This is a genomic window from Aureibacillus halotolerans (genome assembly GCF_004363045.1).
In the GTDB taxonomy this organism is placed as follows: domain Bacteria; phylum Bacillota; class Bacilli; order Bacillales; family DSM-28697; genus Aureibacillus; species Aureibacillus halotolerans.
Genome location: NZ_SNYJ01000015.1, coordinates 44,792 through 60,830, shown reverse-complemented (window position 1 = coordinate 60,830; position 16,039 = coordinate 44,792). Strand labels below are relative to the sequence as shown.

At 44.2% G+C, this 16,039-nt stretch carries 11 protein-coding genes; all 11 read right to left on the bottom strand.

The features are described from left to right. Nucleotides 1–59: 59 nt before the first annotated feature. Entirely contained in the window at nucleotides 60–2,948 is a 2,889-nt protein-coding gene (gene uvrA, locus EV213_RS15435) for an excinuclease ABC subunit UvrA (RefSeq protein WP_133581461.1), read from the bottom strand. A 5-nt stretch (nucleotides 2,949–2,953) separates the two neighbouring features. Beyond that, a complete protein-coding gene (uvrB, locus tag EV213_RS15430) occupies nucleotides 2,954–4,930 on the bottom strand; it encodes an excinuclease ABC subunit UvrB (protein ID WP_133581460.1) in 1,977 nt (658 codons plus the stop codon). 451 nt (nucleotides 4,931–5,381) lie between these two features. Continuing rightward, nucleotides 5,382–6,269: a carbohydrate ABC transporter permease gene (locus EV213_RS15425; RefSeq protein ID WP_133581459.1), complete on the bottom strand. Its 888-nt coding sequence runs from the start codon at nucleotides 6,267–6,269 to the stop codon at nucleotides 5,382–5,384. Beyond that, on the bottom strand, nucleotides 6,259–7,131 hold the full coding sequence (locus EV213_RS15420; RefSeq protein ID WP_133581458.1) for a carbohydrate ABC transporter permease: 873 nt from the start codon (nucleotides 7,129–7,131) through the stop codon (nucleotides 6,259–6,261). Before EV213_RS15420 ends, EV213_RS15425 begins: the two co-directional genes overlap by 11 nt. Nucleotides 7,132–7,143: 12 nt before the next feature. Beyond that, nucleotides 7,144–8,445, bottom strand: coding sequence for an ABC transporter substrate-binding protein (locus EV213_RS15415; protein WP_133581457.1), 1,302 nt, complete (start codon nucleotides 8,443–8,445; stop codon nucleotides 7,144–7,146). Between the two features lie 169 nt (nucleotides 8,446–8,614). After that, on the bottom strand, nucleotides 8,615–9,802 hold the full coding sequence (locus EV213_RS15410; RefSeq protein ID WP_133581456.1) for a PDZ domain-containing protein: 1,188 nt from the start codon (nucleotides 9,800–9,802) through the stop codon (nucleotides 8,615–8,617). Nucleotides 9,803–9,978: 176 nt separating this feature from the next. Continuing rightward, nucleotides 9,979–11,445 carry a S41 family peptidase gene (locus EV213_RS15405; RefSeq protein ID WP_424923065.1) on the bottom strand — a complete coding sequence of 489 codons (1,467 nt, stop codon included), beginning with the start codon at nucleotides 11,443–11,445 and terminating at the stop codon, nucleotides 9,979–9,981. A 150-nt stretch (nucleotides 11,446–11,595) separates the two neighbouring features. Continuing rightward, nucleotides 11,596–12,783: a murein hydrolase activator EnvC family protein gene (locus EV213_RS15400; RefSeq protein WP_166639351.1), complete on the bottom strand. Its 1,188-nt coding sequence runs from the start codon at nucleotides 12,781–12,783 to the stop codon at nucleotides 11,596–11,598. Nucleotides 12,784–12,984: 201 nt separating this feature from the next. After that, nucleotides 12,985–13,875, bottom strand: a complete 891-nt coding sequence (gene ftsX, locus EV213_RS15395) for a permease-like cell division protein FtsX (RefSeq protein WP_133581454.1) — start codon at nucleotides 13,873–13,875, stop codon at nucleotides 12,985–12,987. Further along, nucleotides 13,865–14,551 (bottom strand): cell division ATP-binding protein FtsE, encoded by a 687-nt coding sequence (ftsE, locus tag EV213_RS15390; protein ID WP_133581453.1) that lies wholly within the window; start codon nucleotides 14,549–14,551, stop codon nucleotides 13,865–13,867. The genes ftsX and ftsE overlap by 11 nt, the downstream gene beginning before the upstream one ends. A gap of 294 nt (nucleotides 14,552–14,845) precedes the next feature. Then, nucleotides 14,846–15,232: a cytochrome c551 gene (cccB, locus tag EV213_RS15385; RefSeq protein ID WP_133581452.1), complete on the bottom strand. Its 387-nt coding sequence runs from the start codon at nucleotides 15,230–15,232 to the stop codon at nucleotides 14,846–14,848. Between the last annotated feature and the right edge of the window lie 807 nt (nucleotides 15,233–16,039).

Sequence of the window (16,039 nt, the reverse complement as noted above, 5' to 3'; positions counted from 1 at the left end):
CTGAAGACTTAGACGTACTAAGTCTTTTGGAAATCAGTCTATTTAAAGTGTCCTCCACTTCACATTGTATTTACAGGCACTTCTTTCTGTGAAGCTGTACTAATTTGTCTATCTGTCCGCTCCTGATCACGTTTCAATACAGGTTTCAAGTAATGGCCCGTATGCGATTCTGCTACATTAGAAATTTCTTCGGGCGTCCCCGTAGCAACGATTGTACCACCGCCGTCGCCGCCTTCTGGTCCAAGATCGACCAGATGATCAGCCGTTTTTATCACATCAAGATTATGCTCAATGACAAGAACGGTATCGCCATTATCAACGAGTCGCTGCAACACAACAAGAAGCCTGGAAATGTCATCGACGTGAAGTCCGGTCGTAGGTTCATCAAGAATATATAAGGAACGTCCGGTAGATCGTCTGTGCAGCTCAGATGCTAGCTTGACACGTTGTGCTTCCCCACCTGACAGAGTCGTTGCCGGTTGTCCTAACGTAATATACCCGAGACCAACGTCTAAAATGGTTTGTAGCTTTCGATGGATTTTCGGAAAATTGGTAAAGAACGCGACCGCATCCTCAACTGTCATCCCTAAAACATCCGCAATACTGCTCCCTTTGTATTGGACCTCTAATGTTTCACGATTGTACCTTTTCCCATGACAAACCTCGCAAGGCACATACACATCAGGAAGGAAATGCATTTCAATTTTAATGATGCCATCCCCTCGGCAAGCTTCACAGCGTCCGCCTTTTACGTTAAAGCTAAATCGTCCTTTTTTATATCCACGCACCTTCGCTTCATTTGTTGCCGCAAATACATCGCGAATGTCATCGAAAACACCTGTATAGGTGGCAGGATTTGAACGTGGCGTCCGACCAATCGGTGATTGATCAATATCAATCACCTTGTCGAGGTGATCCAAACCGGTCATTTCTTTAAAGGCACCTGGCTTAATTTTTCCTTTGTTCAGCTTTTGAGCCAAATTTTTATAGAGTATTTCATTGACAAGCGTACTTTTCCCCGAGCCACTCACACCAGTGACACACGTGAACATGCCAAGCGGGAAGGAGACGTCTACATTCTTCAAATTGTTTTCTGACGCACCCTTTACTTCAATGACCCGACCATCAGCCTGCCTACGCGTTGTTGGGAGTGGAATAAAACGATCGCCAGAAAGATACTGTCCTGTCAACGATTGCTCCATTTTCATAACCTCTTGTGGGGTACCACTGGCGATGATTTGGCCGCCATGGACGCCCGCACCAGGTCCAACATCGATTAAATAATCCGCAGCCAGCATTGTGTCCTCATCATGCTCGACAACAATTAACGTATTTCCCAGGTCTCTCATTGATTGAAGCGTCGTAATTAGCCGGTCGTTATCTCGTTGATGAAGGCCAATGGATGGCTCATCGAGAATGTACAACACACCAGAAAGGCGTGATCCGATTTGTGTAGCAAGCCGGATACGCTGAGCCTCTCCACCGGATAAAGTACCAGAAGCCCGACTCATTGTTAAGTATTCAAGTCCGACATTGACGAGGAAGTTTAAGCGCTCTGATATTTCACGAACGATTAACTTGGCGATTTGTGTTTCTTTCTCTGTGAGTTCAAGCGTCTCCACCCATTCCGCCGACTCTCGGATGGAAAGGTTGGTTACTTGACTGATGTGTCGATGATTCACCTTGACCGCAAGAGCTTCTTTTTTCAAACGATGCCCTTTGCAAGTTGGGCATGGCTTTTGTGACATGTATTTCTCCATTTGCTCACGAATGTAATCAGAGCTCGTTTCACGATAGCGTCGCTCGACATTCTTAATGACGCCCTCAAAATGAATATATTGCTCACGAACACGTCCAAAATCATTTTCATGACGAAAATAAATTTTTTCTTTGCCGCTTCCTTTAAGAAGAATGTCCTTTTCTTTGCTCGTCAATGAATGGAATGGAACGTCCATATCAATGCCAAAATGATCGCATACACTCTTCAGAAGCTCCGGATAATATTGTGAACTTGTTGGTTCCCAAACAGCAATAGCATGCTTTTTTAACGTCTTAGAAGGGTCTGGAACAATCAAATCGACATCAACCTCAAGTCGATTGCCTAAACCATCACAGGATGGACAGGCCCCAAACGGTGAATTAAAAGAAAACAAGCGTGGCTCTAATTCTCCAACGGAAAAGCCACAAAGGGGACAGGCGTGATGCTCGCTAAACAAAATTTCTTCGTCATCAATAACATCTATCATCACCTGACCTTCACCTAAACGTAAGGCGGTCTCTAAAGAATCGGCAAGGCGCGAAGCAAGACCGTCTTTGACAACCACACGATCAATGACCACTTGGATGTCGTGCTTTTTATTTTTCTCAAGCGAAATCTCCTCATCCGCATCCATCATGACGCCGTCGATACGCACACGAACATACCCTTGTTTTTTTATATCCTCTAGCACTTTTGCATGCATGCCTTTTTTGCCAGAGACTATTGGCGCCAATACTTGCATTTTTGTCCGCTCAGGATATTCCATCAACCTGTCGACCATCTGCTCAACGGTTTGCGAGGTAATTTCAACATCATGATTGGGACAGACTGGTCGCCCAACGCGCGCAAACAAGAGGCGAAGATAATCATAAATCTCCGTAACCGTTCCCACCGTTGAACGAGGGTTTTTACTCGTGGTTTTCTGGTCAATGGAGATTGCAGGAGAAAGACCTTCAATAGAATCAACATCCGGCTTGTCCATCTGTCCTAAAAATTGACGTGCGTAAGCGGATAACGATTCAACATACCGTCGCTGCCCTTCTGCATAAACTGTATCAAACGCAAGCGATGATTTCCCAGATCCAGACAAACCAGTCATAACGACGAGCTTGTCTCTCGGAATGGTAACATCAATGTTTTTCAGATTGTGGGCACGCGCCCCTTTAATTACTATTTTATCTGTTGCCATCAGGCTCATCCCTCCGCTTTAAGCTCAAGAAGCGCATCACGAAGCTCGGCAGCCTTCTCGAAATCGAGGGCTTTTGCGGCTTCCTTCATGTCATGTTCCATTTGTTCAATGACACGCTGCTTTTCTTTCTTCGTGAGCTTTTTCACCGATTTTTCTGCACTGTAATTTGCGTCTTCCTCTGCAACCATTGTTGCTTGAATCAATCCGCGAATCTCTTTTTGTATCGTTTGTGGAACAATATTGTGTTCCTGATTGTATTTTTCCTGAAGCTTTCGTCGACGGGCAGTTTCATCAAGCGCTACTGTCATCGCATCCGTCATTTTGTCAGCATACATGATGACGTGTCCGTTTGCATTACGCGCCGCTCGCCCCATCGTCTGGATAAGCGAGCGTTCAGAGCGTAGAAACCCTTGTTTGTCTGCATCAAGAATCGTCACAAGCGACACTTCTGGGATATCAAGACCTTCTCTCAGCAGATTGATCCCAATGAGTACGTCATACTTGCCAACACGCAAATCGCGGATAATTTCTACACGGTCTAACGTCTTAATCTCTGAATGCAAATACGCAACCTTCACACCCACATCCTTTAAGTAATCGGTTAGGTCCTCCGACATCTTTTTCGTCAGCGTTGTGACGAGTACACGCTCATTTTGCTCTGTACGTATTCGAATTTCAGCAAGTAAATCATCAATTTGCCCTTCAATTGGACGAATCGAAACGAGTGGATCTACCAGACCTGTTGGACGAATAATTTGTTCGACATAGTCTGGGGCATGCTCATGCTCATAATTCCCAGGAGTGGCAGACACATAGACGAGCTGATGAGACTTTTCTTCGAATTCCTCGAAGGTTAATGGACGGTTATCCATGGCAGAAGGCAAACGAAACCCATGGTCTACGAGCACCTGCTTCCTCGCTTTATCTCCATTAAACATGCCACGGATTTGCGGCAACGTCACATGTGACTCATCAACCATCAGCAAAAAGTCTTCAGGAAAATAATCGAGCAATGTATATGGGGTTGATCCTGCTTCACGGAGCGTCAAATGACGTGAATAGTTTTCAATGCCGGAGCAGAAGCCTATCTCCCGCATCATTTCCAGGTCATAATTCGTCCGTTGTTCAAGTCGTTGCGCTTCTAATAGCTTCCCTGCCTCATGCATAGCTGCCAACCGGTCCTTGAGCTCAGATTCGATGCGTTCAATCGCCACTTTCATTTTTTCTTCACGTGTAACGAAGTGGGAGGCTGGGAAAATGGCTACGTGTTCTCGTTCTCCGAGCACTTCACCTGTGAGCGCATCAACCTCGCGAATACGATCGATGTCGTCGCCAAAAAACTCTACACGCAAGCAGTGCTCATCATGGGACGCCGGAAAAATTTCAACAATGTCTCCACGGACACGGAAAGTGCCGCGCTGGAAATCAATATCATTGCGTGCATATTGAATATCAACCAGCTTACGAAGCAACTGATTGCGTTCTATCGCTTGACCAACGCGTAATGAACAGACCATTTCGCGATATTCTTCAGGTGAACCTAAACCATAGATACAGGAAACACTTGCCACAATAATGACATCCTGCCGTTCAAATAATGAGCTGGTTGCCGAGTGGCGAAGCTTATCGATTTCGTCGTTAATGCTTGAATCTTTCTCTATAAACGTATCAGTTGAAGGAACATAGGCCTCTGGCTGATAATAATCATAATAGCTAACAAAATATTCGACGGCGTTATTTGGAAAATACTCTTTGAACTCACTATATAGCTGACCTGCAAGGGTTTTATTATGCGCGATCACAAGCGTCGGTTTATTCACTTCTTGAATGACATTGGACATCGTAAACGTTTTACCTGTCCCTGTTGCACCTAGTAAAGTTTGGTGCCGCTTTCCCTCTTGAAGTCCTTTAACTAATGCTTCAATGGCTTTGGGCTGGTCCCCTTGTGGGCTATATTTTGATACGACTTCAAGCTGACGCACAGTGCATGTCCCTCCATTTCAACTCTTCATAATGTACCTATTGTATCACAACAAAGTGAATAACAACAAAAATAAACGAACGGGTATTCGTATAAAAAAACCCATTTTTTCACTTCAAATGAATGTCTCATCGTTCTTGTTTTTTCAGTTTAGACTGTACGGTTCAATCTTGGAACTCGTATAGAAGCAGCACGGTAATTGTCTCTTGTTCATCCCAATGATCGTGAATTTGGGAATCCATTCGTTAAGATGACCATCCTTATGGCAAACCAGACGACGTGCTCTGTCATTTATTTTGCCCGTGGATGAGATTCGACAAACCCGATACCGTTGATTTCCAAGAAAATGAAAAAGAGACCAATCCCCATGGTACTTTTTGGATTGGTCTCCTTCTCTTCTTCCTTCTCAAGAAAGCTACGTCGCTTTAATAAATTCCCCTAGCTATAAACGCTCATCCTTTGCTACCGGTTAACGCTATCCCTTCAATAATCTGCCGTTGCGCAAAGACATACACCAGTAGGACCGGAACGACTGAGATTGTCGTCCCTGCCATGAGCAGAGCCCAATCCGCTGCGTATAGCCCTTTAAAATAATTCAGGAGCAATGGCACGGTGTACAGCTCTGGTGAAGAAAGAAAGACGAGTGGCTGAATAAAGTTATTGTAAATTTGGATGAACGCAAAGATGCCAAAGGCGGCAAGCGCTGGTCGAACGAGCGGCAAGATCACATGCCAGTATATGCGCATTGGATTTGCTCCATCAATAACAGCGGCTTCTTCGACATCATCTGGAATGCCTCGGATAAATTGGCGAAGCAAGAACACACCGAAGGCATTAAAAATCGCGTTTGGTACAATGACAGAAAGATGGGTGTTGAGCCACCCCAACCATTCCATAATTAGATAAAGCGGAATCAATGTCACTTGCATCGGCACCATCATTGTGGATAGAAACAGCAAAAACAACGCTTCTCGACCAGGGAAGGACAATTTTGCGAAAGCATAGGCTGCCATTGAGGCCGTGATCATCTGTGTCCCCACAACAAGGATAGAAATATAAAACGAGTTGAAATAGGCGCGACCAAAAGGCATCGCCTGAAGTGAATTCGTGAAATTCTCCCAAATAAATTGGGAAGGAATAAGCGTTGGAGGAACAGAAACAATTTCGGCAAAAGTTTTAAAGGAACTTAACACCATCCATAAAAATGGAGCGACCATAAGGGAAGACGCAACGATAAGGATGATGTGTAGCAGAATGCGTCCCCCGCGCACACGCCTCGTTTGTGATTGTGTCTGAGTCTGTTCGTTAACACGATCCAATTCTGTCGTTTTAGCCCTCATAGTGAACCCACCTTTTCGACCCTGCAAACTGAATGAGTGTAAAGATTAAAATGAAAACAAATAAAATGACCGCTGCGGAGGCACTTGCTCCAAAGTCGAACTTACGAAAGGCAGAATCGTACACATGAAACACAAGCGTGTAGCTCCCCTTCCCTGGTCCTCCATTCGTCATAACAAAAGCTTGATCAAAGACCTGAAACGATGTGATGACACTCATAATCGCCACAAAAAAAGTGGTTGGGGAAAGCAAAGGTAGCGTAATAGTGAAAAACTTGCGAATCGGTGAGGCACCGTCCATTTCTGCGGCTTCATAGTATGTTTTGGAAATGCCTTTTAGTCCTGCTAAAAAGATGACCATGTTGTAGCCGAGTTGCCACCAAATACTGAGGATGGCAATGGAAGGGATGACCCAGGTTGTGCTCGAAATCCAGTCGGGTCCATTGATGCCAAAGTTCGCTAGAAATTGATTGATAATGCCGATCTCTGCATTGTAAATCCACATCCAGATCACCGAGATGGATACAGAACTCGTGACAACTGGAGCGAAGAAGCAAAAACGGTAAACGCTTTTGCCTTTACTATTATTTAAAGCAAGCGCAACAAGCAGGGCTAGAAAAATACTCGTTGGTATATAGAGTAATGAATAATACAATGTGTTCTCAAGTGCTGTTTTAAAGGCTGGGTTTTGAAATTGAAGAATAAAGTTCTCTATGCCAACAAATTCTGGTGAACCAAAACCATTCCAATCCGTTAAGCTTAATCCGAAAGCAAACAATAAAGGAATAAATGAAAAAGCAATCAGCCCAATGAGTTGCGGGGCAATTAGCAAGTACCCCCATTTTCGACGCGATCGATTGTGCATAACATTTCCTCCTTAGTCCTCTAAATCCTCAGCCTGTGCTTTCTTCATAAAGCGTGCCATCTCTCCGGCGTCTTTTAATGTCTCTTCTACACTTTTTTCCTGTATGAACATCAACTCATAAATATCTTGAAGCTCTACGGACAAACTGGGAATCCTCGCTTCATGATTTAGCACTTGTCCATGTTTCCGAGATTGGTTTAAATAGTAAGCATGCTCAGGCGGTGCGCCTTCAATAATGTCATCTAATGTGTTTACAGATGGAACGGCATTTCCGTTATCTGAAAGCCGCACCTTTTGTCCTCGAGTCGATGTGTAAAAGCTCGCAAATTTCTTGGCAGCTTCTGGATAGGGCGTGTCTTTATTGACGCCCATATAAGCGATTGAAATAAACGATTTTTGCTCCACATCACCATTGGTTGGAAATGGCACATAATCAAATTCCAAATTCTCAGCCTCGAGAAACATTGGCGTTAGCCATCTCCCAGCCGCGACCATAGCCACCTGTTTCGACAAAAACAACGCTTCTTGTCCTTGCCCTTGTGGAAGTGATCCAGCAAACATCGCATAGTCATTGTCGATAAGAGAGCGCATGTAGTGAAAGGCTTCTTCTGTTTTCGGGTCTTTATCGATCACAACATTGCCTTCCTCATCAAACATTTGTCCGCCATTCGCCCACACCCAATTGTAAATGCCTGTGGCGTTCGCATCCTGGACAAAGGCATATTTCCCACCAGCTTTTAATTGCTCTGCCACCTCTGTAAACGTGTCCCAAGTCCACTCTCCATTTTCATAGAATTGCTGCGGTGAGGGGATGCCCAGCTCTTCAAAGATCGTTTCGTTGTAATACAACAGATTGGGGTTCGTGTCAGGAGGAAGCGCGTAAATGGTTCCTTCCATTTTAGCTGGCCCCCAAACTGTATCTGGAAATTCAGTCAAATCGACATAGCTTTGATCGCTCTGCAAAAACTCTGAAAGTGGCAGCAGCGTGTCGTTGTTCACAAGGAAGCCAATTTGTGTGTCGCTTATATAAAAAACATCCGGTGCTTGCCCCCCTTGCAATCGTGTAACGAGCGACTGATCATACGTTCCAGAAGGGGAAGGGACAAGGGTGACCTCAATACCGTCCTCCAGCTCATTAAACTCATCCACTGCACGTTGATACACGTCAAGCTCTGCAGGATTGCCCCACGCGGTAAAGGTTAGCTCCTTTATCTCGCCTCCTCCAGTTCCCACTGTTGGCGCCGAAGAACATCCAGAAGCTACTAAACTAAAACTGATCATTAACAGCGCTGCGATAAAAAAGTTACGTTTCATTTTGGGTCCCCTTTCTAAGTAAGCGCTTTCAAACCCAAGGATAACATACCCATTTAAGGATCGCAAAATGAAATTTTATTCTATTGTGTATACAACTTAACGCACAAAATAAAAACAAAGCGATCGTTTCCATCTTACTTGATGGTTGTGATCGCTTTGCTTTTCGGATCTATTCATCGATATCAGTAGGGACTTCCTTGTCAGCAGGAACAAAAAGAAGACCTAGTGAGTAATGATCGTTTTCAAAAAAAGCGCGTTGGACGAATCGAGGCTCTCCTCGTTGATCGCTCACCTGCATTTTTGTATAGGCCCGATTGATATGTAGGGCGTCATAAAACTCATTTTCCGACGTCACAGACTGGTCATTGACGCGCTGTATCAACTCACCTACTAGAATCTCCATATCCTCTGCCGGTGTGCCTGGCAGGATAGCCAGAACACGCAAACCCTCATTAGAAATTGTATAATATGGGCTTTTCCTGCGGTCATTGTTTCGACTAACCATCGTAATAGTTAAGCGACCACCAATGGCAATAATGGCAGCGAGCAAGCTGAGAAGAGGAAAATATAGCGCACCTATTGCCAAAGCACTGACGAATAAGGCCAACCAAGCAACCTTTTGTGATAGCCCATCTTTGAGTTGGGGCTTTGCGACACCTTCAACACTTGTATGTAAGCCAATCGGAAGAGGAAATAGTAGAAAATGCACTGGGAAATCAGGAACAATGGGCAATGAAAGCAATGGCCAGTAATCTCCAAAGGCAAGCACGCCTTCGCCACTAGGAACGAGCAGCATGACAGGGAGCAGCCATACTCGCTTCACGCTTTGTCTCCCTTTCCATTTTCCTCGCTTACTTCGATGGATCGTAGGCGAGGCCGAGGCCGTTTGTTTCCTGCGGATGAGCCACCACTCTGCCCAAAGAAGCAGTGCCATCAGTAGCGCTAATGAAAGGGTTGTTGCCGGCGAAATAAACATCCAGTCTGGTACCAGACCACTTACTTGCCCTGTCCATCCTAAAAAAATCAGTACGCTGAACGTATAGGCTGCCGATAAAAATCCACTTCCGCCACACAACGCCACAATGCCTACAAGCAAGGAAAATAACCATAATGCATTGGTTTCAACGCCAACACCAAAAAGCAACACTACTGCACTCACGACTAAAGCTGCTAGAGATGATGGCCAAAGCAAGTGCAAGAGCTCGTGTATGGCGTCTTGTATACGCGTGTTAAACATTCGTCGCTCTCGCTGAACGCGCCACCACCCTTGGATCGCGGCAGCGAGGATAAGCACATAAAGCAATGGTTGAAGAAAAAAGCCGCCGATTCCGAACAAACCTTCAATTACGTATTCCACTTTAGCACCTCCAAGAGCAAAGACATCAGAGTGCAGACAGCATTGCTTCTATTCTCTGTAAAAAGCTAATTGACACAACGCAAAACCTTGTCCAATGAGGAGTTGCCACGATGGCAATGTGCTCCGGACAAGGCTAGGCGCGAGCGGTTGCCAACAGCCTGAAGTGACGAGGAAGCTTATTGCGATACCACATCAAGCGCCTTGTCCAGCTGTTTGTCTCCTTCTTGAGAACGAATCTTTTCAACTAGGCTTTGTTGCAACAGTTCACCTGTCTCTGCCGTTAGTTCACCGCTTGCTTCGATGTTATTTTCCTGTTGAAACGCTTTGACCGCACTTGTCGTTTCCGTTGAAAAATAACCATCTGTGCGTCCAGGATCGAAGCCTAAACCTTTTAACATCAGCTGTGCGTTTTCAATCGCACTACCTGTAGAATCTTGCTTCAGTGGCTCTTCAATGGCCAATGGATGCGTATAATAGTAAGCTGGCTGTTCAACTGGAATCGTTGGCTCAATGCCTTTCTCGTGAATCCAATTTCCATCCGGTGTTAACCATTTTTGCATCGTCAATTTCAGACTGCTGCCGTCTTCAAGAGGAATAACCTTTTGTACAGTGCCTTTTCCAAACGAAGACTCACCAACAAGCTCGTATCCCGCATTTTCTTTAAGTGCACCGGCTAGAATCTCTGAAGCAGAGGCGCTTCCTCTATCAATTAGGCCTACAATTGGATAAGGCTTCGCGTCTGTTAAGTCGGTGAAATACGGAGTCTTCTCCCCATTTCTGTTTTCTTCTTGTAAAAAAGGGTCATCTTTAGGAATAATCTCTCCCGCAATATCTACAACGCTTTGCAAATATCCACCTGGATTTCCGCGGACATCAATGACAAGTCCTTCAATGTCTTCAGCTTCTAATGCTTCAAGCTGTGCAGCGAAGTCAGCTGCCGTCTCCTCAGCGAATGAGGTAATTTCAATTACACCGATAGCTTTTCCATCGACAGTTTCGGTTCTAGAATAAACGGTTTCAATCGGAATTGTATCTCTAGTTACTTCAACATCCACAGTTTCGCTCGACCCAGCTCTTAAGATCTCAAGGGTCACGACACTGCCTTTTTCGCCTCTAATTTTATTTACTGCTTCCTGAAGTGACAGGCCATCTAAAGGTTCACCGTCCACGCTAATGATTTTGTCATTAGGCATGAGCCCTTCTTTTTCTGCAGGTGAATCTTTGATTGGCGATACGATGGTTACACGTCCATCCATCATGCTGACCTCTGCACCAATTCCTTCAAAGGAGGATTCTAATGATTCCATGAGCTGCTGGGATGATTCAACATCCATGTAGGCTGAAAAGTCGTCTTCTAGTGAACCGACCATACCTTGGATGGCACCATCCATTAATTCCTGGCCAGACACGTCCTCTACATAATTCGCTTCAATGGAATTGTACACCTGCTGTAGTTTTTGAAATTGCAGGGCAGCGTCTTCTCCATTATCGGCTTGCTCAGTTGCCGTAGAATCCTGACTAGAGGCAAGCTTGTCATACGCAGCTGCTTTTTCTTTCATCGTATCCCCTACGGCCCAGTATGTACCACCTGCACCAAGGAAGAGGCACAGGATCATTAGAGCGACCGCTGCACTCATTTTGATTTTCATTGGTAGACCTCCTTTTTTACATCTGCCAAACCTTCAAATTTCTTCAGATGTGCAAAAAGCACCACACAGTCGTGCGATGCTTTCCACAGCTATTGATTGTACTATATGCGGATATACTTTATCTCATTCTAGGATTGCTTCCATTTAGAAGTTAATGTAGCTTCTCGGATTGACCGAATTGGACTTCCGTCCGTTCCAAGGACCAACATGCAGTTCAAAATGCAAATGGGCGCCTAGCGAGTAACCAGTATTTCCTAAATAACCTAACGTATCTCCTTTTGATACTGAAGTTCCAGAGCTTACCGTTCGATTTTCCATATGCGCATAAACGGACGTATACACCTGACCGTTAATGTTGTGGGTGACAAATACTACATTACCATACGAGCTTGAGTAATACGAGCGAAAAACAGTTCCATCTGCAACAGCGACTGCCGGAACATGACCGCCACGTTTGCCAATGTCAATGCCTGCGTGCAATTCTCCCCAACGCATTCCATACTCAGAAGTCACCGGGCCGTTCGCTGGGCGCATGAACATTCCAGATGTTACTGGAGGTTTCTCTCCTCCACCGCTATACGCTGACGGCTGGTTTGAGTTCCTTGCAGCGGCTGCTCTTTCAGCAGCTGCTCTCGCCTCTGCTTCACGTTGTTTGCGCAATCGTTCTTGACGCTCCCAGTTCTGAATCTCCGTTTGGATAGCGGCTTCCTGTGCTTTTAGAATCGCTTCTTCTTCTTCAAGGGATTGCTTTTTCTCATGAAGCGCATGCTCTTCAACCTGCAACTGCTCCATAAGCTTGCTTTTCTCTTCACGTTGCACGTTCAACTGCTGGTTGAGAGTTTCAAGCTCTGCAAGTTGTTCTTCAAGATTCTCAAGCTTCAGCTGAACTTCATTTTCTTTCACTTCAAGCGCTTCTTTGTCTGCAATTTGCTGATCCATCATGTTTTTGTCAAATTCTGCAATTCGACTAACATTATTGGCTCTCGTGACAAATTCGGAAAAGTCACTTGCTCCAACCAACACATCCAAATAGTTAAGCTGTCCGCCATTCTGCTGAATAGATCGTAGCTTTTGCTTCAGGATTGCATCGCGTTCTTTAATTCGTTCTTTCAACTCAGCGATTTCCTCTTGCAAGGCTTTAATAGCAGCCTTTGTATCGGCAATCTCCGTTTCTTTTGTACGAATTTGCTTAGACAATGCTGAGATTTTTTCATCGAGGGCACGAATTTGTTGGTCGACCTTCGATTGTTCGCCCTGGTTTTCACTGAGATCTTCATCTGTATTTTGTTGTGAATCATTAACTTCACTTTGTTGTTGCTGATTTTGTTTCATTTTGTTCTGCAGCTCGGTATTTGCTGCATGGGCTACGTCTAGTGGTCCTGAGGAAATCATAAGACATGCTATGGATATCATAGCGAGAGCTTTTACCAAAACTTTCACGAGTGCACCCTGCTCCTTTCAGCACTTAGAAACGTCCTAAATGCCTTGAAAATAACCTACGTGCTGTCATGGTTGACAGGCTTTCGTCTTGAATTACACTTTTAAGAACTTTCGCACGGACACCAAGCTTCCCCAGACACCAATCACTACACCGAGGCCAATTAAGATAAGTGTTAATGAAGAAATTAATGAGGTTAACTCTGGCAAAACAATAATGGATTGATCAATGAGGATTCCGACTAAGTAATAATACCCGGTTCCAAGAGCTAAAATAGGCACTAAAGCACCTAATACGCCCAAAAACAAACCTTCCAAGAAAAACGGCCATCTTATAAATGCATTGGTTGCTCCGACAAGCTTCATAATTTCAATTTCTTTTCGTCGTGAGATGATCGTAATTTTGATCGTGTTTGATATGAGAAACATCGCTGTAAATAAAAGACCAATGGTTAGAGCAATTCCTGTATAGCGAGCATACTCCATAAACGTAAACAATCTGTTAACTGTGCTCTCTCGATAATGCGTTTCAAACACGTGATCCATTTCGTCAATCGACTGTTGAACGAGATTTATATCTCGCGGTACGTTTGGCTTTACATAGAAGACATCATTCAAAGGGTTCTCACCCCTTTGTTTCATGCCTGCATAGGCTTTTCCTTGCTCACCTAAATCCTCGATAAACCGGTCAAGCTCTTCTTCCTTAGAGGAATACTCAACCGAGCCAACCCTGGATAGCTCCCTAATATTGTTTTCCAGGACCTCCATCTGTTCAGTCGTCGCTTCCAAATCGATGAGCACCTGAAGCGTGACGTCCTGTTCAACCGAGTCAGCTGTCGAATTAAAAATGGACAGGAAGATAAGAAATGTCCCTACCAATAATAGTGTTACGGTTACTGCCGAAATGGAGGCAAAGGTCATCCAGCCGTTCCGCCCCAGGTTTTTCAGGCCTTCTTTCATGTGTCTGCCTAGGGTTCTAGCTTTCATAACCGTACACTCCTCGTAGCTCGTCCCTGGCAATGCGACCATTTTCGACCGCGATGACGCGCTTTTTTACGGTGTTTACGATTTCTTTATTATGCGTAGCCATTAACACTGTCGTTCCACGGTCATTAATCTCTTCTAACACGTCCATAATACTCCAGGACGTGGCAGGATCAAGATTCCCCGTAGGTTCATCAGCAACGACCACTTTTGGCCGATTAACGATGGAACGCGCAATCGATACTCGTTGCTGCTCCCCTCCAGAAAGCTCATGAGGCAAAAAACGCGCCTTGTGTTTTAGCCTTACTAGATCAAGAACATCCATCACTTTACGTTTTATCTGTTTCGGATACTCCTCTGTTACTTCAAGAGCAAAAGCAATATTTTCATAGACTGTAAGTGTTTGTAGAAGCTTAAAATCCTGAAAGATAACGCCAATATTTCGTCTCAGCTGAGGAATTTGGCGATCTTTAATTGTTTTAAGGTCGACCCCATTAATTTCAATGGTTCCTGATGTGGGCTTTTCCTCACGGTACATCATTTTCATAAATGTCGATTTTCCTGCACCGCTCGGACCAACGATATAGACAAATTCGCTTTGTTGTATATCAACAGATATCCCTGAAAGTGCAACGACTCCGTTGCCATACGTCTTATGTACTTCCTTCATTTTAATCATCGTTCATCTCCTGAATTTCTCTGAAATGTCTATTGATGTAGAAATGCATCAATGACGTCCTTGTAATAACTCGCCGTAGACGAACGCAACTCTTTAACCAGATATGCAGTTTACATTATACCATTGATCACTAGAAAAATAATGTCGTAATTTGTTACATTTTCATTTCATATAAGGTATTTCGGTAATTTTGTAGAATAGTGAAGAAATTCAGGAACAGCGCGCGAAAACCACAAAAAAAACTGCCTCAAAAGAGACAGTTTTGTCTGGAAAATTCGTATCTATGCCAGCAGTTTATTTTTTACCCGCCAACCATGCTGCAACAGCTTCAGCATCTGCGCCTTCCGCTGCATTTTTAGGCATGTTGCCTGGACCTTCTTTAATTATGTTCAAAATTTCATCTTCGCTGTATTTTGCCCCAATTTCTGAGAGGGCTGGCCCCATGCCGCCTTCTAAATTACTGCCGTGGCAAGACGCACAGTTTTGTGCAAACACTTCCTCTGCTACAGCGGTCGTGTCTGCATCCGCTCCTGAAGCAGAATCACCATCGTTGTCGTCTGCTTGTTCGGTCGTGTCCGAAGTATCGTCAGAAGGTGCTTGATCCTCTTCGCCGCTTCCTCCGCCGCAAGCTGCTAACACTAGAGTTGTCCCAAACAACAATGCCATCAGTTCTTTTTTCATTGTGCTCCCCTTTTCCAAATCATAGTACTATACCCTTTTATTATAACCGACTCCCGTTTGTTTAAAACCATGAAGATTGGTCGTCCTCTACTCAAAACACCATAAATGCGCTATACCATTGCCTTTAACGGTTTGTTTCAATTTTGTGAATGCCTAATAAAAATCCGTTACCGCTGAAAAGAAATTTATTTTATCTTACTCAACTTTCGCACCTTACATTTGGCAAACACCATAGATATAACTTGGTAAACCGTGCAATTTACTGTTGTGGTTGCTTTTTATACAAGCTGCATAAGCTTGCTTACACCCTGAAGAGCACAAGTGAATCATCGACTCGAGAAGACCTCGTCGTGATTTCTTTGCCGCTGCAGTCTCGCTAGTGATAGCTTTTAATGATGCAATCATTTTTTTGTGACATGAATTAACAAAAGACTTATTTAGTGATCTAACTTGTAGTAGGCAGCTTCAATACCTTTTAAAAATACAGAATCGCGAACATTGACACCTCTATATTTTCGAATACAGCAGGCGTTGTTTTGGAGTGGTCCATTGATCTATGTCACGTTCCATTAAATCAAGCACAGCCAATGTGAAGGTGATTTTTGGCTCTACACAAGTTTTCTAAACATAAGTTACCGCTGCATCAATACTGCACTAAGTGATATAACTTTGCATGAAACGATGCGCCTATTTTTCTTGTTTGGATGCGAAACTTTTAAACACGCTTTCTTACTCGTTAGACGAGAACGGGACCAAACAAAAACAAATTACGCAGAAACATACATCAGCGTAGTCAAAATACGTAGA